Raw genomic sequence first — 24,822 nt, 5'->3', positions numbered from 1 at the left:
TCATTCCGGGTCGAGCCCGCATTCGCCGAGCAGCCATTGGCGGAAAGCGTCGACCGCCGGCGTGGCCGCACGCTGCGTGACCAGCATATAGCCGCGCTCGGTGACCACCGGCGCATCGAACAGTTCGACGAGTTGCCCCGTTGCAAGCAATTCGTCGATGAGCGGCGCCCAGCCGAGTGCCACGCCCTGGCCCATGATCGCCGCATGGGCGACGAGCGTGAAGCTGTTGAACGTGATGCCGCGATGCGCGGCAGGCGCGACAAGACCGTGCGCCGCGAACCAGTCGGCCCATGACAGCCAGCGCGCCGGCTGCGTGGGTTCAAGATGAAGCAGCGGCAGCGTGAGCAGTTCGGAGGGCGACGTGAGCGGCGGATGCGCCGCGAAAAACGCCGGACTGCACACCGGCGTCACACGCTCGGGAAAAAGTTTGACCACGCTGCGTGCATTCCAGTCCGCATGTTCGTCGCCGAATGCAATCGCCACATCGGCCTGATCGTGCGATGGATCGAATACGCTTTGCGACGTAATGATCTTGACATCGACATCGGGCATGAGCGCCTTGAATTGCGAAAGCCGCGGCATGAGCCAATAGGTTGCGAAGCCGAAGTCGGTGGATAGCGTAAGCGTTTGCGGCGTGCGGCGCGCGCGGATTTCGGCGGTGGCAACGCGGATCGTGTCGAGCGCATGACGCACGGCTTCAAAAAGGCGCTCGCCGTCTTCCGTGAGCCGCACGCCACGATGACCGCGCTCGAAAAGCGGCGCGCCCAGCGTTTCTTCCAGTTGCACGATGCGCTGGCTTACTGCCGGCTGCGTGGAGCCCAACTCGCGCGCGGCTGCCGTAAAGCTCGCGAGCCGCGCGGCGGATTCGAACATCGTCAATGCCTGCATTGGCGGCAAGCGATCCTGCCTCGACATAACGCCCCCTTATAGGCACATAACGAATTGCCGTCTTCACAGCGCCGAATTGAACGGCAATAGTGATGTTGATGCCGCACGCGCTCCAAGAGCGCCGCTCAAATGCGGCTGTTGTTGCAGATGCACCGGCACAGGTACTTGCACTGACATTCATGATTTTATTCGAGGCGCGCTCCAATGCTTGACAGCAAAAAGAATATTCTTATTCTGATGGCCGACCAGATGACTCCGTTCGCGCTCTCCGCGTACGGCCACCCGCTCACCCGAACACCCAACCTCGATCGTCTGGCAAAGCAGGGCGTGGTTTTCGATTCCGCGTACTGCGCGAGCCCGTTATGCGCGCCGTCGCGTTTCTCGTTTCTCTCCGGAAAGCTGCCGTCGGCAATTGGCGCTTACGACAACGCAGCAGAATTTCCGTCGCAAACGCTGACATTCGCGCATTATCTGCGCGCGGAAGGCTATCGCACGATTCTCTCCGGCAAGATGCATTTCTGCGGCGCCGATCAATTGCACGGTTTCGAAGAGCGCCTCACTACCGACATTTATCCCGCCGACTTTGGCTGGACACCGAATTGGGACGACTTCGAAGCGCGCCCTACGTGGTATCACAACATGAGTTCCGTGATCGACGCCGGCCCTTGCGTGCGCACCAACCAGCTCGATTTCGACGACGAAGTGACGTTCACCACGCGCCAGAAGCTCTTCGACATCGCGCGCGAACGTCATGCGGGTAAAGATGCGCGGCCGTTCTGCATGGTCGCCTCGCTGACGCATCCACACGATCCGTATGCCATTCCGCAGAAGTACTGGGACATGTACCAGGACGAAGAGATCGACATGCCCACGCACCGCGATTCATTCGACGAAGCCGATCCGCATTCGAAGCGCCTGCGTCACGTTTGCGAAACCGATCGCACGCCGCCGACCGGGCAGCAGATTCGCAACGCACGGCGTGCGTATTACGGCGCAATTTCCTATGTCGACGATCAGTTCGGCGCGATTCTCGAAGCATTGGAAGAGGCCGGGCTCGCGAACGATACGATCATTGTCGTCACTTCCGACCACGGCGAAATGCTCGGCGAGCGCGGGCTCTGGTACAAGATGACGTTCTTCGAAGGCGGCTGCCGCGTGCCGCTGGTCGTGCATGCGCCGCAGCAATTCGACGCGCATCGTGTGAGTGCTTCGGTATCGCATCTCGATCTGCTGCCCACGCTTGTCGAACTCGCGCGTGGCGAACCACCTGCGGCGTGGCCCGATTCGCTCGACGGACATAGTCTCATGCCGCATCTTCTGGGAGAGCGGGGCGGTCATGATGAAGCGATCGGCGAGTACCTCGCTGAAGGTGCAATTGCACCGATCGTGATGCTTCGGCGCGGGCGCTTCAAGTTCATTCACACGCCGGTCGATCCGGATCAGCTCTATGACGTGCAGGCCGATCCGCTGGAGCGCGCGAATCTCGCATTCAACGCGGAGTACGCCGCTCAGGTCGAAGCATTCCGCAAAGAAATTGCCGCTCGCTGGAATCTCGCCGCGCTGCATCAGGAAGTGCTGCAGAGCCAGCGTCGTCGCCGTTTTCATTTCGCCGCGACCACGCAAGGCACCGTTGCTTCATGGGACTGGCAACCGCTCGTCGATGCAAGCCAGCGCTATATGCGCAACCACATCGACCTCGATACGCTGGAGGCGATGGCGCGTTTTCCCGCAGTCGCGCACTGAGTTGTCCCACTTGTCTTGCACCGCTACGCCCGACGCTCCACGCTAACGATTCACCCACCCACAGGAAGCCGCGATGATGAACAAGCTATTCAAACAGGCCATGTCCGGCGTTGCGCTGCTATGCGCGGCGGCGAGCTTTGCGTCGGCCGCCGAGCCGCAATCGTGCATGCAGGTCAACATGGCGGGGCCGGGATGGACCGACATCGACGCAACGAATGCGATGACCGGCGTCGTGCTGAAGGCGCTCGGCTATAAGCAGAAGGTCGCGAACCTGTCGGTGCCGATTACGTATCAGGGCCTGAAAAAAGGGCAAATCGACGTATTCCTCGGCAACTGGATGCCCGCGCAGGCGCCGGTCGTCAAACCTTTCGAAGAAGAAAAGTCGATCGTGGTCGTGCATCCGAACCTGAGCAATGCGAAGTTCACGCTTGCCGTGCCCGACTATGTGGCGGCGGCCGGCGTCCATTCGTTCGCGGATCTCGCGAAGAATGCCGACAAGTTCGACAGCAAGATATACGGCATTGAACCGGGCGCGCCGGCCAACCAGAACATCAAGAAAATGGTGGATGACAAGGCGTTCGGACTCGATAGCTGGAAAGTCGTGGAATCGAGTGAGACGGGCATGCTCACACAAGTGGAGCGGGCCGTGCGCGAGAAGAAGTGGATCGTCTTTCTTGCGTGGGAGCCGCATGTGATGAATACGAAGTTCAAACTGTCGTATCTGGACGGAGGCGACAAGTACTTTGGTCCGAACTACGGCGGCGCCACCGTGAACACCGTTGCGCGCAGCGGCTATGCGGAGCAGTGTCCGAATGTCGGCCGTCTTTTCAGGCAGCTTACGTTTAACGTCGACCTGGAAAACGGCGTGATTACCGAAGTACTGGAAAAGAAAACCAGTGTCGATGTGGCCGCAACCGAAGCACTCAAGCGTCATCCCGATCTGCTCAAATCGTGGCTCGACGGCGTGAGCACCGCGAACGGCGCCAATGGATTGCAAGCCGTGCAAACGGCGCTCGGTGTGAAATAACAAAGGCCATTGCAATCGCCAGGTCGCGAGGCGACAGATTCATGTCGCATCCAATCGATTCGCCGTAAATCTGGACCCGTATTCTTGACTCGTCGATGCCGGCCTGGCGGAATTTTAATGCTCAACAAATAGCAGCCAGGTCTTATCGACCGGTCTCAACCGGTTTCGAACTGCCCGTCATGCGAGAAATGACGCACGCCTGAAAGCCGCGCGGCAGGGATCGCTTTATCCAACGAATTGTGCAGGCATAGAGCAGGGGAGAATTAGATGAAGAAGAGAAATGCCGTCAGTCTTTCGGGACTCGCTATTGCAGCAAGTGCGGTATGTGCGCCAACGGCTGTCCATGCACAAAGCAGCGTCACGCTGTACGGCATTCTGGACGCCGGCATTACGTACGTGAACAACGCCGGTGGTTCCCACCAGGTTAAGTTCGACGACGGCATTTCGTATGGCAACCGGATCGGCTTCAAGGGCGTCGAAGATCTCGGCGGCGGCTTGCAGGCGGTATTCGTACTCGAGTCGGGTTTCCACGTAGGCAATGGACAACTTGGATTCGGTGGCGCTGAGTTCGGACGCCAGGCGTATGTCGGTCTGAAGAACAACTGGGGCACCTTGTCGTTTGGTAACCAGCTCGACATGACCGAAGAATTCGCGTACCTGTACAACATATCCGCGTGGGCAAGCGGTTACGCGATTCACCAGGGCGACTTCGACCGGATGAACGGCGACCGGCTGCCTAACTCGATCAAATTTCTCTCCGCCGATATATCCGGCTTTTCTTTCGGCGGCATGTACTCGTTCGGCAATACGGCCGGCGACTTCCATCAGAAAAGCGCATGGAGCGTGGGCGCGCGCTATGAGCACGGTCCGTTCAACATGGGCGCCGCCTATACGCAGTTGAACAACCCGTTCGGCATCTATGCGTTCGATCCGTACGCGATGATCGGCACGCATACTTTCCTCGGCAGGCCGACCGTTTCCGTCGATCCTGCAACCGGCGCGGTTACAGATCTGTATACCTCGACTTCATTTCCGGTCGACAGGCAGGGCGCGTTTGCAATCGGCGCCGCTTATACGATCGGCAATGTGATGCTGAGCGGCAACTTCACTTACACGACGATCAAGGGCCTTGGTCAGACCTCGCATATGCAGGTTTATGAAGGCGGCGCTTCGTATACGTTCACGCCGGCGTTGATGCTCTACGGTGGCTATCAGCACACGCGGTTTGAAGGAAACCACTGGAATCAGGGCTCGCTCGGGCTTCACTACCTGTTGTCCAAACGTACGGACGTGTACATCTCGGGCGATTATCTGCGCGCATCGGATGGTGTGAATGCGGTGATCGGCTATAGCTTCACGCCGTCGTCGACCAGCACGCAGGCTGATGTGCGTATCGGGATGCGCCATTCGTTCTGAAGCGGCGCGGCGGATTTCTGTGAGCGGGAATCCGCCTGGATTTAGCCGTTAATTTGCAGCCGTCGAAGACAGAGCGCAATGCGTCGCACCATCGCGGCTCGTACGCTTGACCTCGATCAAGAGCGCCCACGTCTTCTGACCGATGATGTCGTTACGACTTTAATCATCGCGTTGGAGGACATCATGACTAGCTCGGACGGCAGGATCTTATTTTCAGCAATCGCCGTTTTTGTGGCGCTCGCGGGCATAGGGGTGTCGATCCGGGGCTTGCTGTTCGACGAGCCGTCATTTTTTCGTTATGGCATTGCCGGTGTGGTCGGCGGCGTTGCGTGCTTCGTGTGGCTGCTCAATTCCGCACGCGACGGCAACTCGTGATCGCCAGACTGCGTACCGGCCGCTTGTTCACATCAGCGGCGCTCCGAGCATTGCCCCCAAGCATTGCCACCACCAGCGGCCAGACCCTGCTCTGACGCTGTCTCCTCATCATCAATCCATTCAATATGCCAATGCCCGTTTTGACGAGCCCATAGGCGGGCACGCCTTCGCGCCAGCCGTTGGCAATCGTTTCGTCGTGAGCGTTGCACTAAATCAAACGATGCGCACCGTGCGCGGCCCTGCGACCTCATTGACGCAGGTCAATCGTCAGATGCGGATACGCGCTCATGATTCTCTCATCGACTCGCTGCTCCAGGTGGCTTTCGCTGCCGCAACGGTCGACGGAAACGTGCAGATCGGGCGGAGGCAAACATGTACGCACACATCGTGGTGGCACTCGACGGCAGCGACGCAGCCAAGCGCGCGCTGAGCGAAGCGATTCAGTTGACGAAGCTCTCGCGCGGCAGGTTGACGGCCGTCTACGTGCTCGATCAGTCGGCGGCGTTCACCTACGCAGGCGCTTGCGATCCGCATCTTCTGAGCGGCGCCGCGCGGCAGGTCGGAACCATGCTGCTCGATGGCGCACAGAAACAGATGCGCGAGATGGACGTCGTGGGCGACACGGAGATCGTGGAAACGCGGGGCATCGCCGAAGACATCGCCGGCACGTTGCTGCGCTTCGTTCAGTGGAGCGGCGCGGACCTTGTCGTGATGGGCACTCACGGACGGCGCGGATTGCGGCGCATGGTGATCGGCAGCGTTGCCGAGCGTTTCGTCCGCCATGCGACGTGCCCCGTTCTGCTGGTTCGCGAGCCCACTGACGCAAAGCGCGAGGCGCCGCTTTGACACAATCCGGCCGCTCGTCTCTCTGATCATTGGAGTCATCTCGTGAAAGCACTGGTTTATCACGGCGCCGGGCAAAAATCACTCGACGAGCGGCCGATGCCGCAACTCGCGTCGCCCACCGACGCCATCGTCAAGGTGACACGCACGACGATCTGCGGCACCGACCTGCATATCCTGAAGGGCGATGTCCCCACCTGCGAGCCCGGCCGCATTCTCGGCCATGAAGGAGTGGGAATCGTCTATCAGGTTGGCGCTGCCGTCAGCACGCTGAAAGAGGGCGACCCGGTGCTCATCTCGTGCATTTCGTCGTGTGGCAAGTGCGACTACTGCCGACGCGGAATGTACTCGCACTGCGCGACGGGCGGATGGATTCTTGGCAACAGGATCGACGGCACGCAAGCGGAATACGTGCGCATTCCTCACGCCGAAACAAGCCTGTACCGCATTCCCCAAGGTGCGGATGAAGAGGCGCTAGTGATGCTTTCCGACATCCTGCCGACCGGCTTTGAATGCGGTGTTCTGAACGGCAAGGTTGAACCGGGAAGCACGGTGGCGATTGTCGGCGCGGGGCCGATCGGGCTCGCGTCGCTGCTTACCGCGCAGTTCTATTCGCCGGCGCAGATAGTGATGATCGACCGCGACCCTTACCGTCTGGAAGTGGCGTCGCGCTTCGGGGCGACGGCGTGCGTCGATAGCGGCGTCGACGATCCGGTGGCAAAGGTCATGAAGCTCACCGCCGGAACGGGCGCGGATTGCGTGATCGAGGCCGTGGGCGTGCCCGAGACTTTCGAGCTATGCCAGGCGCTGGTGGCGCCTGGCGGCGTCATCGCCAACGTGGGCGTGCATGGCGTGAAGGCGGATCTGCATCTGGAGTCGCTGTGGGATCGCAACATCTCGATCACGACGCGTCTCGTCGATACGGTCAGTACGCCGATGCTGCTGAAGACCGTGCGCGCCGGCCGGCTCGACGCCGCGAGCCTGATCACGCATCGCTTCAAGCTCGACGATGTACTGAAAGCCTACGAGACTTTCGGCGATGCGGCCCGATCGCATGCGTTGAAGGTCATCATCGAAGTGGCGTAAAGGCTCGTTGAATCGTCTGCCGGCATTCGAGCCTCGCCGACATGATCCACGTCAAACAGAACGGTGCCGCACACGCCTAACCTTGAATAGCACAGGGGTTTGCCGCGTTGCCCCTTGATTCAACGCCCAACCTTCAGGAGGCTTACCATGCGCGCATCCGATGTCATGACCCACACCGTTGTCTCAGCCACGCCCGACATGACCATTCGTCAGGTCGCCAAGATGTTTGTCGATAACGGCATCAGCGGCGCGCCAGTGCTGGATACGGACGGCAGCATCGTCGGCATCATCAGCGAAGGCGATCTGCTTCGCCGCAGCGAGATCGGAACCGACGAGACCAGGCGCGCGTCGTGGCTCGATTTCTGGTCCGCGAGGCATGAGGCGCGCGATTACGTCAAGACGCATGCGGCCAAGGTGAGCGATGTGATGACGACCGATGTGGTGACCGTGCAGCCTGACACGCCGCTTGGCGAAGTTGCGAGCATTCTCGAAGCACGGCACATCAAACGCGTGCCTGTGACGGAACGGGGACAGGTGGTCGGCATCGTGAGTCGTGCCAATCTCGTCCAGGCGCTCGCGAGCGTGCCCGATGAACCGGTGTCGGACGCCACGCTCTCGGACGCCGAAATCCGCGCGGTCCTCATGGGTGAACTGGCGGGGCGCAGATGGGGCTTTGCCGGCCGCAATATCGTGGTGACAGACGGCGTCGTGCATCTATGGGGCGTTTTCCAGCCGGCCGACGCCGTGGATGCCGTTCGCGTCGCGGCGCAGAACATACCCGGCGTCAAGCGTGTGGAAGATCACACCGAGCCGTATCAGATGATGCCTGGCATCTAGTAGCGGAAAGTAGCTCCGTACTTCTGCGCGTGCCCGATACCCGCGTCGCCTGCGATACCAACCGCCGCTAAGCCGCGGGCTTCAGTCGCTCGTCAGGCGCGGCGCCAGAGGCGGGAAACGATACTTCGACGGCGAGTCCGCGGCTCTCAAAGCCGGGCCCGAAGCGCACGGTCGCGCCAAAGTGTTCGGCAATGCGCGCGACAATCGAGAGGCCAAGACCGCTGCCGGTCGCCTGGTTGCCGGTGGCGCGAAAAAACCGGCTGGTCAGACGCGCGACATCTGCCGAGGCCACACCGGGGCCGTCGTCGCGCACAGTCACGACAACGCGATTATCGAGCGGCTCGTGCGCGCGCTTGACCGAAATTTCGATGTTGCCGCCCTCGCTGCCGTACTTGATTGCGTTGTCCACCAAATTGTCGAACAGGATACCGATCAGCACGGGCTCCGCATCGATCTTGGCCTGCATGTCGCAGTCGAGCATCGCGCGCATGTTTTTTTGCTGCAGGTTGCCGGCGTTCGCCAGCACGGCATCCTTGGCGAGCGCACCAGGCGCGAGCGGTGCCTTCGACAGTTTTTCATGCATGTCCAGACGTGCGAGCAGCAGCAACTGCTCGGCGAGCCGCGCGCTGCGATCCACGCCTTGCACGACGCGCTCCATCGCGAGTCGCTGCCGCGCCGGGTCCGGCTCGGCTAGCGCAACCTGTGCCTGGACTTTGATGGCGGCAAGCGGCGTCTTCAGTTCGTGAGCGGCGTCGGCGGTAAACGCGCGTTCACGTTCGAGCGAATGGTGCAGACGCGAGAGCAGTAGATTGAGCGCGTCGACGAGCGGGCGCACCTCGGTCGGCGCGTCGCCGATTTCGACAGGCTCGAGGCGGTTGATATGTCGCGAGCGGATTGCATCCGACAGCACGCGCAGCGGCGCAAGGCTCCAGCCGATGCTGAACCACACGAGCAACGCGAGGACCGGCAGCGCAATCAGGGCAGGGCGCGCGATACGGCTCGCCACTCCGCTGACCAGATCGCTGCGCGTATTGGCCTGCTCGAATACGCGGACCGTGTGGCCGAGCGCCGTGCCGCGCAGCGTGAACGAGTGATACGTCTGACCGTCCAGCACGACGTCTTGCGTGCCCGTGACCGCCGGCAGCGGCAGGTCCCATGCACCGAGCGCGCGCAGGGCAGGGCTGCCGGCAATCACGTCGCCGTCGCGCGCGCGCACCTGAAAGAGCGCGTCGCGCGGCAGCGAGTCGTCGTCGTCGTTCTCGCTCGCACTGGTCGCGCCGCCTCTTTCTTCCTCGCGCACGTCGATGTGCGCGTTGGCAAGCGTGGCGAGGTTGGCCCGATCGAGAAGCGCGAGCACCTGCGCGACTTCCGCGAGGCGCGCTTCTTCCCATTCGCCGACTTCGTGCGTTGCCTCACGATAACTCGACGCAAGCGCAATCGCCCAGACCGCCGCGATGCTGCCGAGCACGAGCAGCATGAGCCGCCTGCGAATGGATGCGCTCATTTACTCTTTCTCCACCACGTAGCCGATATTGCGCACGGTTCGTATGAGCTTTGCGCCAAGCTTTCTGCGAAGGTTCGAGATGTGCACCTCGATTGCATTGCTTTCGATTTCCTGCTGCCAGCCATACAGGCTTTCTTCGAGCCGCGAACGCGACTGCGGAATGCCCTGGTTGGTCAGCAATTGCAGCAGGATTGCCCATTCGCGCGACGTGAGCGGCACCCGCGTGCCGGCAAGCTGGGCCGTTTGCGCCGCGGGGTTCACCGTGAGATCGCCATAGCGGATCAGCTCGACGCTGCGGCCCTGCGCGCGGCGCAGCAAGGCGCGGCAACGGGCCGTCAGTTCCGTGAGGTCGAAGGGCTTGCCGAGGTAATCGTCCGCGCCGGCCTCCAGACCGCTCACGCGGTCCACCACCGTGCCGCGTGCCGTCAGCACAAGCACCGGCACGTCGTTGCCGGCGTCGCGGATTCGCTTGAGCAGATCCATGCCGGACACGCGCGGCAGGCCGAGATCGAGTACGACGAGCGCGTAGCTCGTGGTGTCGAGCGCGAGGCCGGCTTTATGGCCGTCGCGCGCCCAGTCGACCGTGAAACCCGCCTGACGTAGACCCGCTTCGACCCCGCAGCCGATCAGGTCGTCGTCTTCAACCAGTAGTACACGCATGGGACGCAAATTCCGTTGAGTGTTGTGATAGTGATTGCAATGCATCGCGGAAAAGCGGCGCTGGAGTCCGCAGTTTAACCGCGCTGGCATCGCATGCATTACCGGTATGCGAATGGATTCTGCTTGCCCGCTTGAACGGCCTTCCTTGACAAAGACCGCGTATTGATACGAACCTTATGCCCCCGCAGCATGCGACGAACGCGCTCGACATTCGGCTGCACATTACCTGCAAGACCTTGAGCACATGAATACCTATGCCGATAAGCATTTCGTTTGAAGTTCTGGAGGTGCTGGACGCGATCGACCGTACGGGCACGTTCGCTGAAGCTGCGGAAACGTTGCATCGCGTTCCTTCGTCGCTAACGTACCTCGTGCAAAAACTGGAAAGCGACATGCAGGTCGAGCTTTTCGACCGCAGCGGCAGACGGGCGAAGCTCACGGAGGCAGGGCGCTTTCTTATCGATGAAGGGCGTCAGCTCCTGGCAGCCGCCCGGCATCTCGAAGCGAAAACGAAGGGCATACAGAGCGGCTGGGAAAGCGAGTTGCGAATATGTCTGGATGCGATTCTGCCGTCCGCTTCGTTGTGGCCGCATGTTCGTGCTTTTTATGACCTTGGAATGGTGACGCAGTTGCGCCTTTCCACCGAAGTGCTTGGCGGCGTATGGGACGCGCTGGTGACGCAGCGCGCCGATCTCGCGGTGGGCGCATTCGGCGAGCCGCCGCATGCATCGAATATTGCAGCCCGGCCGATCGGCACGCTTCGCCATGTGTTCGTCGTTGCGCCCGACCATCCGCTTGCCGATTTGCCACAGCCGCTGGAAAGCGCGGCAATCGCACGATACAGGGGAGTCGTGATAAGCGACACGTCCCGGCAATTGCAGCCTCAATCGGTCGCAAGGCACGACGGACAGAGCGTGATCGTGGTGCCCACGCTCGCAGCCAAGGTCGAAGCGCTGTGCGAAGGTATCGCTGTCGGCATGTTGCCCGATCGCGTGGCGGAAGGCCCGATAAGCGAAGGCAAGCTCGTGACGCGACGCGTCGCGGGCGTGCGTGAATATACAAATTGCTATCTCGCGTGGCGCGAAGACAAAATGGGCCGCGCGTTGGAGTGGTGGATCGCTCAGCTCGACAAACCGGATCTGGTCGAGCGATTTTTTGGGGCGTTGCCGCCGCGTTGATGCATCATTGACGGCATCTCATCCATCGGAGCGTTCCCGTCATCATGAAGGCACTTAGATTTGCGCAGTTCGGTCAGCCGGACGTCTTGTTCGTCGACGAAGTTCCGGCGCCCTCGGCCGGTGCAGACACCGCAATTGTTCAGGTGCGGGCGGCATCCATCAATCCGAGCGACGTAAAGAATGTCGCCGGCCGAATGAGCCAGACGACGCTGCCGCGCACGCCGGGGCGCGACTACTCGGGCATCGTGATCGACGGCCCGCAGGAATGGCTCGGCGTGGAAGTGTGGGGCTCGGGCGATGCCGGCTTTACCTATGACGGCACACACGTCGAGCAGATCGCGGTGCCCGTCGCGAGCCTTTGTCGCAAGCCGGGCAACCTGTCGCACGAACAGGCGGCGGCGATCGGCGTCAACTTCGTGACCGCGTGGTGCGCGATAGTCGAAGCGGCGCAGGTCACGAACGCGGACACGGTGGCGATCATCGGGCTGGGCGGCGTAGGCGGCGCGGCGGCGCAGATCGCGCGGCGCATTGGTGCGAAAGTGATTGGCGTGACGCGAGGCGCGCGCATGAACCCGCATGTCGATGCCGCCGTCGACAGCCTCGGCGATACCGTCGCGCAGTTGCGTGCAGCGAGCGATGGCGGCGCATCCGTCGTGTTCGATACGGTGGGCGGCTCGATGTTCGAAACGGCCGTCAAAATGCTCGCATTGCGTGGACGTCTGATCGAAATCTCGGCGACGGATCGTCGTCAGGTGAGCTTTGACCTGGCCGATTTTTATCACAATGAAAGCCGGCTAATGGGCGTCGATTCGCTCAAGCGAGACCTCACCGCGGCCGCCAGGATTCTCGAAGACTTGCGCGCTGGGTTCGAGGAGGGCAGTTATCAGCCGCCCGCGATCGCCAGAACGTATGCACTCGACGATGCCGTCGCGGCTTACCGTGCCGTCGACGCGGGCACGTCGGGGCGCATCGTGTTGAGCCTGTGAAAGCCGCGCTGTGAAAGCCGCAGCGGCGCCACGTCAGTCTAGCTGCGGACCCAGTCATCAGGCGCTTCGAATGTCTTGATCACGCGTGCCGGTATGCCGCCGGCGAGGCTCCTGGGAGGAATTGCGCCGGTGACAATCGATCCGGCCGCAATGACACTGTGGTCGCCGATAGAAGCGCCTGCCAGAACCATCGAGTTCGCACCGATCCACACGTTGTTGCCGATTGAAACCGATGCCTCGGTTAGCGGTTCATCCGGACATACCTGATGAAAGTGCGTGTCGTAGATATAGACCATGTCCGCGACCTTCACGGAGTGGCCGATCTTGATCGATTTCGCGGCGCATAAAACGACACCGTCGTTGAAGAGTGCGTTGTCGCCGACTTCGAGTACGGCATCCTGGAGCACCGTGAATTGCTGCCGAAGACGAAACGAGCGAAAGCAACAATTCTCTCCGAGCGTGACGCGTCCTTTGCCGGCGAAATCGGGAAAGTATCCGTCGACTATGGGTCGTCCCGTACATTGGACGGTCCGCGGTTTGACAAGCGAATAAAGGAGTCCCTTGAGGCTGGATCTTTTCAAAATACTTCTGAGGTCCATTTCTTTGACTCCTCCGAGTAATGCGTCAACGATAGGGAACTCGATATGGAAAATCGGGCCTTCGATGGTTGCGTTTTGGGGATGCGATTCTGACGTGACTCATTTGTTCACGCCGGGACAGGCCGCGGTATGGAGCCGGCCGTTCGCGGTATCGATATGCGGAACAGGTGAGTATACCAGTGCCTTCGGAGGCGGCTGAGTTGGCGGCTGAGTGGGCGACGACAGGCGGTGTCACCAGGTGCCCGTCGCGCTTCGCAGCCGCACCTACGCGCAGGCATCTGGACCAGTTCGACGAAGGCCGCTTACCGTCGGTTTCCTCGGAGCGCATGGGACTAAGGTCCAATGGCGGCGGTGGTTCGAAGGTTGTAGCGTGAGCAGCAGCGGTCTGGCTGTTCTGTTTCATCACGACCAGCACATCGCGGCTCACCTGTACCGGAGGAAAACATGGGCCCTGCAATCGTGGATGTAGCCGAACAAGCACGCCTGAACGATGCGCGCGAGGCGAACGTGCCGTGGAAGAAGTGGGGGCCCTACGTCAGCGAGCGGCAGTGGGGCACGGTGCGTGAGGACTACAGTGACAACGGCGATGCGTGGAACTACTTCACCCATGACCATGCGCGTTCACGCGCCTACAGATGGGGCGAGGACGGGCTAGGCGGATTGTGTGACGATCAGCAGCGGCTGTGTTTTGCGCTGGCGCTATGGAACGGGCAGGACGCCATCTTGAAGGAGCGCCTGTTCGGCCTCACCAACAGTGAGGGCAATCATGGCGAGGACGTGAAGGAGTATTACTTCTATGTCGACAGCACGCCCACGCATTCGTACATGAAGTACCTTTATAAATATCCTCAGCGCGAATATCCGTACCGGGATCTCGTCCAGACGAATCGCCAAAGATCGCGCGAGGAGATGGAATACGAACTGCTGGACACCGGCATCTTCGACGATGACCGCTATTTCGACGTATTCGTGGAATACGCGAAGGCCGCTCCGGAAGATATCCTCGTGCGGATTACCGTGCACAACCGCGGGCCCGAGACCGCACCGTTACGCGTTCTGCCGACACTCTGGTTCCGCAATACATGGTCATGGGGCGAGGACGAGCGCAAGCCGTCCGTGCAGGATGCGGGCGCTGGCGTCATCCGGGCCGCGCACCACGATCTGGGCGAATACTGGCTTCACTGCGAAGGCGCACCAGAGACGCTTTTCACCGAAAACGAAAGCAATACGCAGCGCCTGTGGGATCAGTCCAACGCGTCGCGCTATGTCAAGGATGCGTTCCATGAGTACGTTGTCTCGGGACAGCGCGACGCCGTGAATCCGGAGAGAACCGGAACCAAGGCAGCGGCCCATTACTGCTGCGAGGTGCCTGGCGGCGGCAGCGCGACCATCCGCTTGCGCCTTGCGCCATCCAGACTCGACGACGCCTTCGGCGGCTTCGAGCAGATCTTCGATAGCCGCCTCGCCGATGCCAACGAGTTCTACGAGCGCATTACGCCCAGATCGCTGTCCGAAGACCAGCGCCGGGTGCATCGTCAGGCGTTGGCAGGCATGCTCTGGGGCAAGCAGTACTATTACTTCGATCTCGAACTGTGGCTGCGCGAGCATGGCAGCCATCCGTTGCTCGACTCCGCGCGGCGCGATGTGCGCAATACCGAGTGGTTTCACATGTTGAACGCCGACGTGATCTCGATGCCGGACAAGTGGGAGTACCCGTGGTACGCGGCCTGGGACCTGGCCTTTCACACGATCGCGCTGGCGCAGGTCGATTTCGACTTTGCGAAGGAGCAGTTGCTGCTGATGCTGCGCAGCCTGTACGTGCACCCGAGCGGGCAAATTCCCGCCTACGAGTGGAATTTCAGCGATGTGAATCCGCCGGTGCACGCCGCCGCCACGCTGTGGCTGTACAAGTATGAGAAAGAACTGGGACGAGCCGACCCGCGTTTCCTGGAGCGCTCGTTTCAGGGGCTGATGCTCAACTTCAACTGGTGGGTCAATCGCAAGGACCCCTCGGGCCGCAACGTATTCGCCGGCGGCTTTCTCGGTCTCGACAACATCGGCGTGTTCGACCGCAGCGCGGAACTGCCGACGGGCGGGGCGCTAGAACAGGCGGACGGCACCGCATGGATGGCGTTTTACTGCCAGACCATGCTGGAGATGGCGATCAATCTGACCGAGTACGACCCGCTCTACGAGGAGGTCGCCTTCAAGTTCGTTCAGCATTTCATGTGGATCGCCTATGCGATGGACCGACGCGGCGAACACGAAGACGAGATGTGGGACGAGCAGGACGGCTTTTTCTATGATCTGCTGCGCCTGCCCGACGGCAAGACGACGCGGCTGAAGATCAGGTCGCTGGTCGGGCTGCTGCCGTTGTGCGCGTCCACGGTGTTCGAGGCGCACTCTCTCGAGCGCATGCCCAGGCTCGCCGCGCTGATCGCGCAGTTTCGCAAACGCTACCCCGAATTGATCGCGCAGATTGCCCCGACCGACACGGGCTTCATCGGCTATAACCAGCGCAGGCTGCTGTCCATTCTGAACAGGCGCAAGCTGGAACGGGTGCTGCGCTATATGCTCGACGAGAACGAATTCCTCGGGCCGCACGGCATCCGTTCGCTCTCCCTGTATCACCTGGAACATCCTTATGTGATCAACGTCGGCGGACAGGAGTACAAAGTGCAATACCTGCCGGCCGAATCGAATACCGGCATGTTCGGCGGCAATTCCAACTGGCGCGGACCGGTGTGGATGCCGGTCAACCTGCTGATCGTCCGCGCGCTGGTGAACCTGTACAGTTTTTTCGGCGATGACTTCAAGGTCGAATGCCCCACCGGCTCCGGGCAGCAGATGACGCTCTTCGAAGTGGCGCAGGAGATTGTTCGTCGTCTGACCGGCACGTTTCTGCGCAATGCGGAAGGCAAACGACCGGTCTACGGGGGAACGGAAAAATTCCAGAACGATCCTCACTGGCGCGACCTGATTCTATTTTACGAGTACTTCCACGGTGACAACGGCGCGGGCCTCGGAGCCAGTCACCAAACCGGCTGGACGGGCCTCGTCGCGCCGCTGCTCGATCTGTTCGGGCGCGTCGACGCGAAGACCGCGCTGGAAATCGATCGTGCACGCGTGATGTCGCAAGTCGTCAGGGGGCAGGTGGGCGGAGAAGAGACCGGTGGATAGTGAGCGAGCCAAAGTGCCCTAGGTATGTCGCCGGTTTGCAGAAATTTGTTCCTGACCAGCGGGCCTTAAACAAAGGCTCGGGCGCTCTCAAGAACAATTTTCCCACGACGGTTTGGGCAAAAAATTGTTCCTTTAGACAGCAATTGCATAAATTTGTAGATTTCCCCAAGTGCCCGTGTTCCATGCGTCCGCTTGAACTCTTCCAGCCCAACGCTATTGTCGATCGTCAACCATTTTTGAGCCACCGACGTCCGTTCGCCCGGGCTGCGCTGCGGATGCTGTTTCCGAGCCCTTAATCGTTCTGATTGTCGGCGGCATGAGCATCGATACACCGCATTCGCAACGCCGGACGACGGGATTGCTGAAAAGTAGAGCCGCGGGTGCGGTTGCCTCCAGCAGCGGAGATCCGAACTCCGCATCGAAGATATGCAAGCAAAGCCGGCGCAATGACAATCGTTGCTAAGAACCGTTGTCAACAGCCGGATGACCAGCGAGTCTGAGACATCTAGATTTTTCATGACCTTTGCGGACGTTAGACATCCACGAGTATCGGTTCCGCGCGCACCGCTATCGGGCACATGAATGCCTCCGCGCCTATCGGCAGACGTCGAGTAAGCCCGATGGAGGAAACTGCGGAATGCCCCGATGCGGGCCCGCACTGCGGGCACGCGGGGTTGGCGAAAGTGCTTCAGAAGGCTTCAGAGGAGCTGGAACTGACCTATCCAAAGCCTCCCGAATTCGTGGCGCAGGGAGACCGGGTTCTGGTCGTCGGCGTCGCTACGGGGAAAATCAAAGCGACGAACAGGACGTTCAAGGACGACTGGGTATTCGCCATTACCGTTCGGAATGGCAAGCTGGCGAATATCCGGGAATATATCGACACGCAAGCACTGGCGCGGGCCTCTGACACGGACGCGAGCCGCGGGCTCTGAACCGTCGGGATCGATACCCACGCAACGTCTACCAGGTTATGTTGACCGCCGTGCACTTCACTGCCGCGCGATAGAAGGTTCGGATGTGTAAGTGAGGGCGGTCGGCTGCTGCGTGGCTTCCGTTATGCAGCAGGCGCAATTGACGCGCCGATGATCTCGTGGCGTGCGAGTGACTGCGCGACGAGCCCGGACGCCTTCGCTTCCTCGACGAAAGCCCTCAATGCATCTGCTGCCGCTGGTCCACGGCTCTTCGGCAAACCCATTGCCTGACGGATCACCATGAATCGCTTATCGAGCAAACGCAGGCCACCTGCTTGACGTTCGTCTGCCTCGAGTTGTTGCTTGACGCCAGCCGCGACTTCGAGGCCCTGGTCCAGGAAGGTTTGGACGACTGTCGGGGACGTCGGCGCGCGTACGATTTGCGCATGCTTGAGCTCGCGAGTCAGGAACAGGTCATAAGCGCTTCCCTCGCCGACGGCCACGCGGACGGCGCGCTGATCGACGTCCTCGTTGCAGCGAATCGGCGAAGCGTCGCGGACCAGGTAGTAGCCTTCGATCAAAACGTATGGCTCGGTGAACGCGATGGTTTCTCCTCGTCGTGGGTCGACGGCGAAGAAGCCGACGTCCGCTCGTTCCTCGCTGACCACCTGGACAGACTTGCCCGCCGAATTGCAAACCATGAGTTCGAGCTCCGCCCCGAGGGTTGCGGCCAAGGCCCGCGCGAGGTCGACCGAAACACCGGTCGGTGCGCCTGACGTGTCCTTGCCCGCGAGAATCGGGTTGCCAAGATTGATCGATGCGCGCAGCTTGCCGGTAGGTGCGAACGCGCGAATGACGGATAGGTCGGGTTTCATGGTGAGAGTGTTAGAAGGTTGGAATTCGTGGATGAGCATGAGTGTTCAGCCGCAGACCCGCGCGTTGCTCGACTTTAGCTTCGTCGACGAACGCGGTCGCAGCAGTATTGCCACGGCGAGCACGCTGGCAAGCGCAATGCCGCCGGCGAGGACGAACGCGCTGAAGAAGGTATGACTTTGCTCGACGAGAAATCCGGTTGCAGCCGGCCCGACGATCCCTGCGCAGTTTGCGATGGCGTGCACGCATCCGCCGACGCTGCCGAGCCTCGGACCGGGGATCGTGTCCTGAATCAGCGCCCAGTAGGTGCTACCGCTGAGATATAGCGCGAACACGGCAATGGCCATCAGCAGCAGCGCGCTGGCTGTCGTGGTCACGGCGCCGGCCAGCGTAACGCAAACTCCCGCAGTCCCGAGGCATACGATCAGTACCCGTTTACGGGCACGCAACGCATTGCCCGTGCGGCGAAAAATAAAGTCCGACAGCACACCGCTCAAGCCATAACCGATGAACCCTAGCAACCACGGCAGTACCGTCGCGAGACTCATACTCTTGAGGCTCAAATGACGGTCCATCATCAGAAAGCTCGGAAACCATGTCAGAAAGAAGAAGAGGATGTAGCTGTAGCCAAAGTACGAAATCATCGCCGCTAGAATGGCCGGCTGCTTGAGGTAGAAGCCGAGGCGCTGCACGTCCGAAGGATCTTCCGGGACGCTGCGGTCGGATTCGATAAGCCGACGCTCGTCGTCGGATACGCGCGGATGCTGATGCGGCTTGTCCGTCGCCATGAACTGCCAGAAGATCAGCCAGAGCAATCCCAAACAAGCGATTGCCGCGAAGGCGACGCGCCAGCCGTAAGTCGCAGTCAGCAGACCGACTACCGGCCCCGCAACCGCGCCACCCAAGGGCAGACCGCAATTCGCAAAGCCGAATGCAGTCGCCGATTCCTTATGCGGGAACCAGTTGTTCACGAGCTTGTTGATCGTTGTCGCAAGCGGACCCTCGGCCATGCCGAACAAGGTGCGCACTGCCAGCAGCGACCCAAAGCCGGAGGCGAGGCCGGTCGCGCCGCATAGCAACGACCACATCAGGACTGCGCCTGAAAAGACGCGCTTGCCGCCCCAGCGGTCCGCCGCCCATCCGCCTATGAAATTGAATGCCGCGTAGCCGATGAAGAAGGTCGAAAACAACAGCCCGAGGCTGCCGGGCGACATATGCAGTTCCCGCATGACGGCGGGCGCGGCGACGGACAGCGCCGAGCGGTCGAGATAATTGATGAAGCCTGCGATGAACAGCAGCAGGACGATGCGCCATCGGATGTTTGTCACCTGTTGTCTCCTTCAAGCTTGCTATGTGCTTGACCGCCGGGCGCCCGTTGGGCCGCCCGGCCTGTCGCTTTTCTGTTCGCCGGCGCGCCGCGGGTCGAGGCGGTATGGGCGTTGTGGGTTACGCAGATAAATAGGCCTTCAGTGCTGCGGACGTGCGGTCGCTTCCAGCATCGCGAGTTGTGCCGCACCGATATCGATGCCTTCGGCCATCTGGCGTTCCAGACGGCCGAGTTCGATCTCGCCGGGCACGATCACGGGCGCATCCGGATCGGCAGGCCTTGAGCCGTGCAGGATTGCCGCATAGTCGGCCATATGCTTCGCGAGCCACTCGGTACTGCCGAGCCTGGTCGTATCGATCAGGATGAAGAAGTGGCCGAGATTTTGCGGTTGCTCAGGGTCGTCTTCCCAGGACTTCACGTGCGTCAGATAGGCCGCGCCGGAAAGCAGTCCAGCGAACAGGTCAACGACCAGCGCGAGGCCGTAGCCCTTGTGGCCGCCAATCGGCAGCAGGAAGCCGTCGAGCGCTGCTTTGGGGTCAGTGGTCGGCTTGCCTTGGGCGTCGGTCGCCCAATCGCTGGGAATCGGTTCACCGCGCTTGAGCGCGTTTCGAATCTTTGCCCGGGCCGCAACGCTGATCGCCATGTCCAGAATGAACGGATGGCCGTCCGGATCCGGAACGCCGAAGCCGACGGGACTGTTTCCGAGGCGCGCATCGGTGCCCCCCCACGGCGCGATGGTCGTCGTCGCATTGCTGCCGATGATACTGGCGAATCCCTGCCTGGCGGCGAGGTACGAATAGGGCGACACCGGGCCGAAATGATTGCTGCCCCGAACGAACACGCACGCGATGCCGTGTTTGCGCGCCGCCGTCATCGCCAGATCGAGCGCGCGATAGCCGACGAGCGGACCGATGCCGTTGTCGCCATCGAGTCGGTGAAGCGCGGGACCGACCTGTTGCGCGGTGATCGACGGCGTGGGATTGATGCCACCGATGCGCAGGCGAGAGCCGTATGATTCGATTCGACTCGTGCCGTGAGTGCGCAAGCCAAACAGGTCGGCGAGCACGAGGATGGTGGCGGTGTCGGTAGCGTCGGCGCGATTCAGGCCGAGCGCACAGAGTGCTTCGATGGTCAGCTCGGTCAGTTGCGCCTTGCTGACGATGCCGTGCGTTGAGGTGGGGTGCGTCATGGACAGGGTGTCTCCTTCGATCAAAAAGCAGTGCGAATCAGGTGGCTGCGACAGACAGCGCTTCCTTTTTGCAAATGATCGGGGAAAGGCGACCCACGTGACAAACGCATATTTCCGTGCAATTGGTGCGTCGTATGCACGAATCGATTCAAACTACCGGATAGCCGCGAAGCTATTGCAACGCATCGGATGCGCGCATCTCCGTCAGCAACTGGAGGAAGAAGCGTCCGGCGGAAGACAAGCCGCGTCCGCGACGCTGGAGTACGCCGAGTGTGCGCCGGATAGGCGGATCGGTGAGCGCCACGCTGGCGAGCACCTTGTGTGGCCCGCGAGGCATGGCCAGACGAGGCACGACGCCCACGCCAAGTCCTGCTTCGATCAGGCTCACGAGAGCGGGCACATGGCGCACTTCGCAGAACCATTTCGGGCGCTCAGCGACGCCCGCCAGCGCCTCATCTATCACCGCGCGATTGCCGCTGCCTTGTGCGATCGCCAGATAGTCGAGGTTGGCGAGTTCCGCCCAGGTGACAGCTTTGCGTTTCGCGAGCGGATGACTGCGCGGGCAGGCGAGAACGAACGGGTCGTCGAGGAGCGGCGTGAACTCGATATCGGGCTCGTGTGTCCCGACGTAAGTTAGCCCGAAATCAGCTTCACCCCGCGCGACAGCGAGAAAAACCATCGACGACGGCTCGTCGATCAGACGCAGCCGGATGCCCGGATAGCGTTGATGATAGGCCGCAATGGCTTCCGGAAGGAAATAGCGTACAGCCGAAGGCACGCACGCAATGGTGAGTTCGCCCGTCATCTTGCGGGCGAGATCGTCGAATTCGAGCATCGAGTTGTCGACCTCGTTGAGGATCCGATACGCGCGCTCCAGAAATCCGCGGCCGACGATGGTCAAATCCATCTTGCGCGTGGTTCGCTCGAAAAGCCTGACGCCTAGTGCCTCTTCCAGCTTTTCTATTCGACGCGATAGCGCTGATGCCGAAAGATGCAGCGTGTCCGCTGCGGCGCGAAAGCTCCCCAGGTCGGCTGTAGCGACAAAGGCGCGCAAGTCGGATATCTCGAAGTCCATCCCAATGGTCACACCGTGAAAGGAGTTGGCTAGTGTCGGTGGCGTGGGACCCGATGTCAATTCGCGCGTGCGATACACGAATCGGCCACTTTTGCGCTTCGCCCGCCGCGATGGGGACGCAACTCGGACCGTAGTAAAGAGCGCGTGTGGCGCACGGTCGTTGCGCTGATGCTTCCGGCGCTCGCAGTCATGTCAGCAAGGAAGCGAGCCAATGTGTTACCGCTACGGCTTCTAGGGATTGCCCGCACCACCTGACGCGCCGAACACCTGCCCGGTCACGTAGCTCGCCTGCGCGGATGCGACCTCCATGTAAAGCGGTGCAATTTCGGTGGGCTGCCCAGGGCGACCCATCGGCACCTGCTCGCCGAACTTCTGCACGTTTTCGGGCGTCTGTCCGCCGGTGACCTGCAGCGCTGTGCAGAACGGACCGGGTGCCACGGCGTTGACGCGAATGCCTCGCTTGATCATCTGCTTCGCGAGCCTTTCGTGAAGTTCGCAATTCCCGCTTTTGTCAGCGCGTAATCGAGCAGGATCGCGGACGGCTCGTACGCGTTCACCGAACTGGTGTTGATGATGGCGGAGCCCGGCGGCATGTGCGGAATCGCGGCCTTTGTAATCCAGAACATCGCGTACAGGTTGGTGCGCAATGTCCAGTCGAACTGCTCGGTCGTGATGTCGAGGATCGAATCGTGACTTTGCTGGCGACCCGCGTTGTTGACCAGGATGTCGAGGCCACCCAGTTGTTGCCGGGACGCAAGGCGGTCGCGTTGCCGGGCGACATTCGCAGTGAGTCGTTCTGCCAGTCACTTGTGAACAACGCCTGGCCCGCATCCTCACGAGTCGGCGGCGACGAGCGAGCTATTCGCGACTGCAGCAGCAAGGCGAATTCCTGAGTCGAACATGTTGTGTCGGCGTGATGAGGCGCGTACGCACATGACGCAACCGATGATGTACGCTTACCGACTTAGAGAGCTTCATGAGAAAGATTTGTCTACGACCGTGAGGCGCGATGGCATCGTCGCCGGCCGAGCGGCCGTGGCTCTCCAGAATGCGTCGATAGTCCTTCACACACGATCAATCAACGATGAGAAGAATTTCTGTCCGTCGCTCGAGCGTCCATGGCCGCGGCGTGTTTGCGCTGAGAGCGCTGCGCGCTGGCGAACTCATCCTCGAATACACCGGTACGGTCATGGCCTGGAAGCATGCCGTAAGCCGCCATCGTCGATTCGGGGAGGCGGGCCATACGTTCCTCTTTGGTCTTTCCGATGGGCGGGTCATTGACGGTTCGCTTGGCGGCAACAGTGCGCGCTGGCTTAACCATGCTTGCGTCGCCAACTGTGAGGCGGTCGAGTCCGACGGAAGGGTCTACATTCAGGCAGTGTCGAATATCAAAGCCGGCGACGAGCTGTTTATCGCATATGGGCTCACGACGGAGGGCCGCGCTTCAGCCGCAGTGCGGGCCCAGTATGCGTGCCGCTGCGGTCACCGTCGATGCCGCGGAACGATGCTCGCTCGCGTGTGACGCAACTTGGCCTCGGTGCGGGGATTGCCTGAAACGAAGGCCGGCCGTCTGGCTGGAGACAGTATGTGCGAGTGAGCCCAAGCTTGCAGAACACATGCAGCTTGTTTCCAAAGTGTAAGTCGAGGACGTCGCTTTAGCGACGATCACGGGTACTCCCGCCTTTGAACCTTAAGAGAATCTGAAGCATGCCCATCTACTACCTGGGAAAACGATAAGGACCGCTATGCAACGGAATGCCTAAGCTGTAGCAGCGTCCATTATTTTCGTGGTGCGCGCCTGGTCAGACGTAATCCGACGACGACAATGGGAGGTATGCGATGCGGAAGTACATGTGGGCCAATGCATTGGTCGCGTCAGCGGCTATCGCGATTGCAGGCTGTGGCGGGGATGATCTCAACAATGGCGGACCGCACCATGTGTCGGACATATCCGTACCCAACGTCAAGGCGGGCGTGAACTTCTCATTCGATATCGGCGTCGTCCTGGGTAGCCGGTACTACTTCACTGACAGGAACAACGCATCGCTGGATCAGATCGACATACCGTCGAAAGCCTTCGTCAAGCTCATCCAGGGAAGCGGGCCGCTCGCGTTCACTGGCCTCGGTCCCGGACCGAATTCGCAGGCCGGTCCAGACGGCGCAACTCCGGTCGGCAATCTCATCTATGCGGGTGACGTGAACTCCGTCAAAGTGGTCGATCCATCGGCGGGCGTCGTAACGAGCAAGATCACGGTCAGCGCAACGGGTGTGCGCGCAGACGAAGGTTGCGTGGATTCCGTGCACGGCATCTTCATGATTTCAAGCCCGGAAGAGACGCCCCCGTTCGCTACATTCATCAACACGGCCACGCAGACCGTTATCGCCAAAGTGACGTTCACCGATAGCGCAGGCCAACCCACCGCGGGCCTCGAAGCCTGCCGGTACGACGCTGCCGGCGACAACTTCTATGTGAACGTCGACGGAAGCACGGCGAATCCTCATGGCGAGCTGGTGAAATTGCCAGGTGCGGCGATTCGCGCCATACCGAACGGTGGTACGCAGAACTATACGACCCTTGCGGGCGTCGCGATGTACTCCGAAGGCAATTGTGATCCTACGGGGCTGGCACTTGGACCCGGAAGCGATATTGCGGTGGGGTGCAGGGAAGGGACGACTGGCGCTCCCTTACTGATGCAGATACTGAACCGTTCGAACGGCGCGCTTGTGGCGTCTCTCAACGCTGGCGGCGGCGATCAACTCGAATACGATGCGCCCACCAACCGGTACTACAACGCAGCGAGCCGCTGGACGTCTTCTGGCAATGCATCGACCAACGGCGCCTGCTCGGCCGCCTCGCCATGCACGCCGGTGCTGACTATCGTGGACGCAGGCAACCGCCGTGTTGTTACCCGCCTGAACACGGGCAACAACGCGCACTCGGTAGCGATCGACCCGGCGACCGGTCTCATCTTCGTTCCGTATTCTTCAGCGACATCGCCTGCGGGCTGTCCGGGTTGCGCAGCGAACAGGTTCGTCAATGGCGGGGTGTCGGTATTCGCGGCGCGATGAGACCGGTAACGGCAACAGACCGACGCGGCGGCATGGATGCGCTCGATGGCAGGCCA

The 24,822-nt window shown here is 61.1% G+C and carries 21 protein-coding genes and 2 pseudogenes; 14 read left to right on the top strand and 9 right to left on the bottom strand.

The genetic code is table 11. The annotated features are described in order from the left end of the window. On the bottom strand, positions 1–915 hold the full coding sequence (locus tag ABIE53_RS29800; protein ID WP_029971730.1) for a choline sulfate utilization transcriptional regulator: 915 nt from the start codon (positions 913–915) through the stop codon (positions 1–3). 177 nt (positions 916–1,092) lie between these two features. Between ABIE53_RS29800 and betC the strand changes: the two genes are divergently transcribed. From betC to ABIE53_RS29765, 7 genes are all read left to right on the top strand, one after another. Then, a complete protein-coding gene (gene betC, locus ABIE53_RS29795) occupies positions 1,093–2,631 on the top strand; it encodes a choline-sulfatase (protein ID WP_192698932.1) in 1,539 nt (512 codons plus the stop codon). A 73-nt stretch (positions 2,632–2,704) separates the two neighbouring features. After that, entirely contained in the window at positions 2,705–3,658 is a 954-nt protein-coding gene (locus ABIE53_RS29790; protein ID WP_006052159.1) for a choline ABC transporter substrate-binding protein, read from the top strand. Positions 3,659–3,925: 267 nt separating this feature from the next. Further along, positions 3,926–5,074: a porin gene (locus ABIE53_RS29785; protein ID WP_192698933.1), complete on the top strand. Its 1,149-nt coding sequence runs from the start codon at positions 3,926–3,928 to the stop codon at positions 5,072–5,074. A gap of 78 nt (positions 5,075–5,152) precedes the next feature. After that, positions 5,153–5,449: a DUF2964 family protein gene (locus ABIE53_RS29780; RefSeq protein ID WP_310075215.1), complete on the top strand. Its 297-nt coding sequence runs from the start codon at positions 5,153–5,155 to the stop codon at positions 5,447–5,449. Between the two features lie 372 nt (positions 5,450–5,821). Next, the gene (locus tag ABIE53_RS29775; protein WP_192698934.1) at positions 5,822–6,295 is read left to right on the top strand and encodes a universal stress protein; all 474 of its coding nucleotides are present in this window, start codon (positions 5,822–5,824) and stop codon (positions 6,293–6,295) included. A gap of 42 nt (positions 6,296–6,337) precedes the next feature. After that, complete coding sequence (locus ABIE53_RS29770; protein ID WP_192698935.1) at positions 6,338–7,378, top strand: zinc-dependent alcohol dehydrogenase family protein; 1,041 nt, start codon at positions 6,338–6,340, stop codon at positions 7,376–7,378. Between the two features lie 147 nt (positions 7,379–7,525). Continuing rightward, the gene (locus ABIE53_RS29765) at positions 7,526–8,215 is read left to right on the top strand and encodes a CBS domain-containing protein (protein WP_192698936.1); all 690 of its coding nucleotides are present in this window, start codon (positions 7,526–7,528) and stop codon (positions 8,213–8,215) included. A 67-nt stretch (positions 8,216–8,282) separates the two neighbouring features. Here the strand turns inward: ABIE53_RS29765 and ABIE53_RS29760 are convergent, their stop codons facing one another. Further along, positions 8,283–9,719 (bottom strand): ATP-binding protein, encoded by a 1,437-nt coding sequence (locus ABIE53_RS29760; RefSeq protein ID WP_192698937.1) that lies wholly within the window; start codon positions 9,717–9,719, stop codon positions 8,283–8,285. Further along, positions 9,720–10,379: a response regulator gene (locus ABIE53_RS29755; protein ID WP_053860654.1), complete on the bottom strand. Its 660-nt coding sequence runs from the start codon at positions 10,377–10,379 to the stop codon at positions 9,720–9,722. A gap of 254 nt (positions 10,380–10,633) precedes the next feature. On the opposite strand from ABIE53_RS29755, the gene ABIE53_RS29750 reads away from it, so the two are divergent. Then, complete coding sequence (locus ABIE53_RS29750) at positions 10,634–11,557, top strand: LysR family transcriptional regulator (RefSeq protein ID WP_006052151.1); 924 nt, start codon at positions 10,634–10,636, stop codon at positions 11,555–11,557. Positions 11,558–11,601: 44 nt separating this feature from the next. Next, positions 11,602–12,543, top strand: coding sequence for a quinone oxidoreductase family protein (locus tag ABIE53_RS29745; RefSeq protein WP_192698938.1), 942 nt, complete (start codon positions 11,602–11,604; stop codon positions 12,541–12,543). 38 nt (positions 12,544–12,581) lie between these two features. Here ABIE53_RS29745 and ABIE53_RS29740 read toward each other — a convergent pair whose 3' ends face one another. After that, on the bottom strand, positions 12,582–13,142 hold the full coding sequence (locus ABIE53_RS29740; RefSeq protein ID WP_029970717.1) for an acyltransferase: 561 nt from the start codon (positions 13,140–13,142) through the stop codon (positions 12,582–12,584). Positions 13,143–13,586: 444 nt separating this feature from the next. Here ABIE53_RS29740 and ABIE53_RS29735 point away from each other — a divergent pair, with 444 nt between their 5' ends. After that, on the top strand, positions 13,587–16,322 hold the full coding sequence (locus ABIE53_RS29735) for an MGH1-like glycoside hydrolase domain-containing protein (protein WP_192698939.1): 2,736 nt from the start codon (positions 13,587–13,589) through the stop codon (positions 16,320–16,322). A gap of 641 nt (positions 16,323–16,963) precedes the next feature. After that, a pseudogene (locus tag ABIE53_RS29730) lies at positions 16,964–17,254 on the top strand (nuclear transport factor 2 family protein); the annotation flags it as partial. A 122-nt stretch (positions 17,255–17,376) separates the two neighbouring features. On the opposite strand, the gene ABIE53_RS29725 reads toward ABIE53_RS29730, so the two are convergent. The 5 genes and pseudogenes from ABIE53_RS29725 to ABIE53_RS29705 all read right to left on the bottom strand — a co-directional run bounded on the left by ABIE53_RS29725 (position 17,377) and on the right by ABIE53_RS29705 (position 22,419). Then, positions 17,377–18,108 (bottom strand): ABC transporter substrate-binding protein, encoded by a 732-nt coding sequence (locus ABIE53_RS29725; RefSeq protein ID WP_192699431.1) that lies wholly within the window; start codon positions 18,106–18,108, stop codon positions 17,377–17,379. A gap of 45 nt (positions 18,109–18,153) precedes the next feature. After that, positions 18,154–19,434 (bottom strand): MFS transporter, encoded by a 1,281-nt coding sequence (locus ABIE53_RS29720; protein WP_192698940.1) that lies wholly within the window; start codon positions 19,432–19,434, stop codon positions 18,154–18,156. Between the two features lie 138 nt (positions 19,435–19,572). Beyond that, the gene (locus tag ABIE53_RS29715) at positions 19,573–20,622 is read right to left on the bottom strand and encodes an Ldh family oxidoreductase (RefSeq protein ID WP_107711053.1); all 1,050 of its coding nucleotides are present in this window, start codon (positions 20,620–20,622) and stop codon (positions 19,573–19,575) included. A gap of 172 nt (positions 20,623–20,794) precedes the next feature. Then, positions 20,795–21,697, bottom strand: coding sequence for a LysR family transcriptional regulator (locus ABIE53_RS29710; protein WP_192698941.1), 903 nt, complete (start codon positions 21,695–21,697; stop codon positions 20,795–20,797). A 231-nt stretch (positions 21,698–21,928) separates the two neighbouring features. Then, positions 21,929–22,419: pseudogene (locus ABIE53_RS29705) on the bottom strand (SDR family oxidoreductase). On the opposite strand from ABIE53_RS29705, the gene ABIE53_RS29700 reads away from it, so the two are divergent. The 3 genes from ABIE53_RS29700 to ABIE53_RS29690 all read left to right on the top strand — a co-directional run bounded on the left by ABIE53_RS29700 (position 22,387) and on the right by ABIE53_RS29690 (position 24,766). Then, positions 22,387–22,590 carry a hypothetical protein gene (locus ABIE53_RS29700; RefSeq protein ID WP_310075208.1) on the top strand — a complete coding sequence of 68 codons (204 nt, stop codon included), beginning with the start codon at positions 22,387–22,389 and terminating at the stop codon, positions 22,588–22,590. The pseudogene ABIE53_RS29705 and the gene ABIE53_RS29700 overlap by 33 nt on opposite strands. Positions 22,591–22,781: 191 nt before the next feature. Further along, positions 22,782–23,219 carry an SET domain-containing protein gene (locus ABIE53_RS29695; RefSeq protein ID WP_029970715.1) on the top strand — a complete coding sequence of 146 codons (438 nt, stop codon included), beginning with the start codon at positions 22,782–22,784 and terminating at the stop codon, positions 23,217–23,219. Positions 23,220–23,536: 317 nt separating this feature from the next. Further along, positions 23,537–24,766 (top strand): YncE family protein, encoded by a 1,230-nt coding sequence (locus ABIE53_RS29690; RefSeq protein ID WP_192698942.1) that lies wholly within the window; start codon positions 23,537–23,539, stop codon positions 24,764–24,766. Positions 24,767–24,822: the final 56 nt, after the last annotated feature.

Origin of the sequence: Paraburkholderia sp. OAS925 (genome assembly GCF_040543975.1) — a bacterium.
GTDB classification, from domain to species: domain Bacteria; phylum Pseudomonadota; class Gammaproteobacteria; order Burkholderiales; family Burkholderiaceae; genus Paraburkholderia; species Paraburkholderia graminis.
This window is presented reverse-complemented; position numbering and strand designations above follow the sequence as displayed.

Excerpts from the sequence above, each read along its gene's own strand:
- ABIE53_RS29800 (WP_029971730.1), bottom strand. The coding sequence starts at position 915 with ATGTCGAGGCAGGATCGCTTGCCGCCAATGCAGGCATTGACGATGTTC.
- betC (WP_192698932.1), top strand. The coding sequence starts at position 1,093 with ATGCTTGACAGCAAAAAGAATATTCTTATTCTGATGGCCGACCAGATG.
- ABIE53_RS29790 (WP_006052159.1), top strand. The coding sequence starts at position 2,705 with ATGATGAACAAGCTATTCAAACAGGCCATGTCCGGCGTTGCGCTGCTA.
- ABIE53_RS29785 (WP_192698933.1), top strand. The coding sequence starts at position 3,926 with ATGAAGAAGAGAAATGCCGTCAGTCTTTCGGGACTCGCTATTGCAGCA.
- ABIE53_RS29780 (WP_310075215.1), top strand. The coding sequence starts at position 5,153 with ATGCGTCGCACCATCGCGGCTCGTACGCTTGACCTCGATCAAGAGCGC.
- ABIE53_RS29775 (WP_192698934.1), top strand. The coding sequence starts at position 5,822 with ATGTACGCACACATCGTGGTGGCACTCGACGGCAGCGACGCAGCCAAG.
- ABIE53_RS29765 (WP_192698936.1), top strand. The coding sequence starts at position 7,526 with ATGCGCGCATCCGATGTCATGACCCACACCGTTGTCTCAGCCACGCCC.
- ABIE53_RS29760 (WP_192698937.1), bottom strand. The coding sequence starts at position 9,719 with ATGAGCGCATCCATTCGCAGGCGGCTCATGCTGCTCGTGCTCGGCAGC.
- ABIE53_RS29755 (WP_053860654.1), bottom strand. The coding sequence starts at position 10,379 with ATGCGTGTACTACTGGTTGAAGACGACGACCTGATCGGCTGCGGGGTC.
- ABIE53_RS29750 (WP_006052151.1), top strand. The coding sequence starts at position 10,634 with ATGCCGATAAGCATTTCGTTTGAAGTTCTGGAGGTGCTGGACGCGATC.
- ABIE53_RS29745 (WP_192698938.1), top strand. The coding sequence starts at position 11,602 with ATGAAGGCACTTAGATTTGCGCAGTTCGGTCAGCCGGACGTCTTGTTC.
- ABIE53_RS29740 (WP_029970717.1), bottom strand. The coding sequence starts at position 13,142 with ATGGACCTCAGAAGTATTTTGAAAAGATCCAGCCTCAAGGGACTCCTT.
- ABIE53_RS29735 (WP_192698939.1), top strand. The coding sequence starts at position 13,587 with ATGGGCCCTGCAATCGTGGATGTAGCCGAACAAGCACGCCTGAACGAT.
- ABIE53_RS29725 (WP_192699431.1), bottom strand. The coding sequence starts at position 18,108 with ATGAAACCCGACCTATCCGTCATTCGCGCGTTCGCACCTACCGGCAAG.
- ABIE53_RS29715 (WP_107711053.1), bottom strand. The coding sequence starts at position 20,622 with ATGACGCACCCCACCTCAACGCACGGCATCGTCAGCAAGGCGCAACTG.
- ABIE53_RS29710 (WP_192698941.1), bottom strand. The coding sequence starts at position 21,697 with ATGGACTTCGAGATATCCGACTTGCGCGCCTTTGTCGCTACAGCCGAC.
- ABIE53_RS29695 (WP_029970715.1), top strand. The coding sequence starts at position 22,782 with ATGAGAAGAATTTCTGTCCGTCGCTCGAGCGTCCATGGCCGCGGCGTG.
- ABIE53_RS29690 (WP_192698942.1), top strand. The coding sequence starts at position 23,537 with ATGCGGAAGTACATGTGGGCCAATGCATTGGTCGCGTCAGCGGCTATC.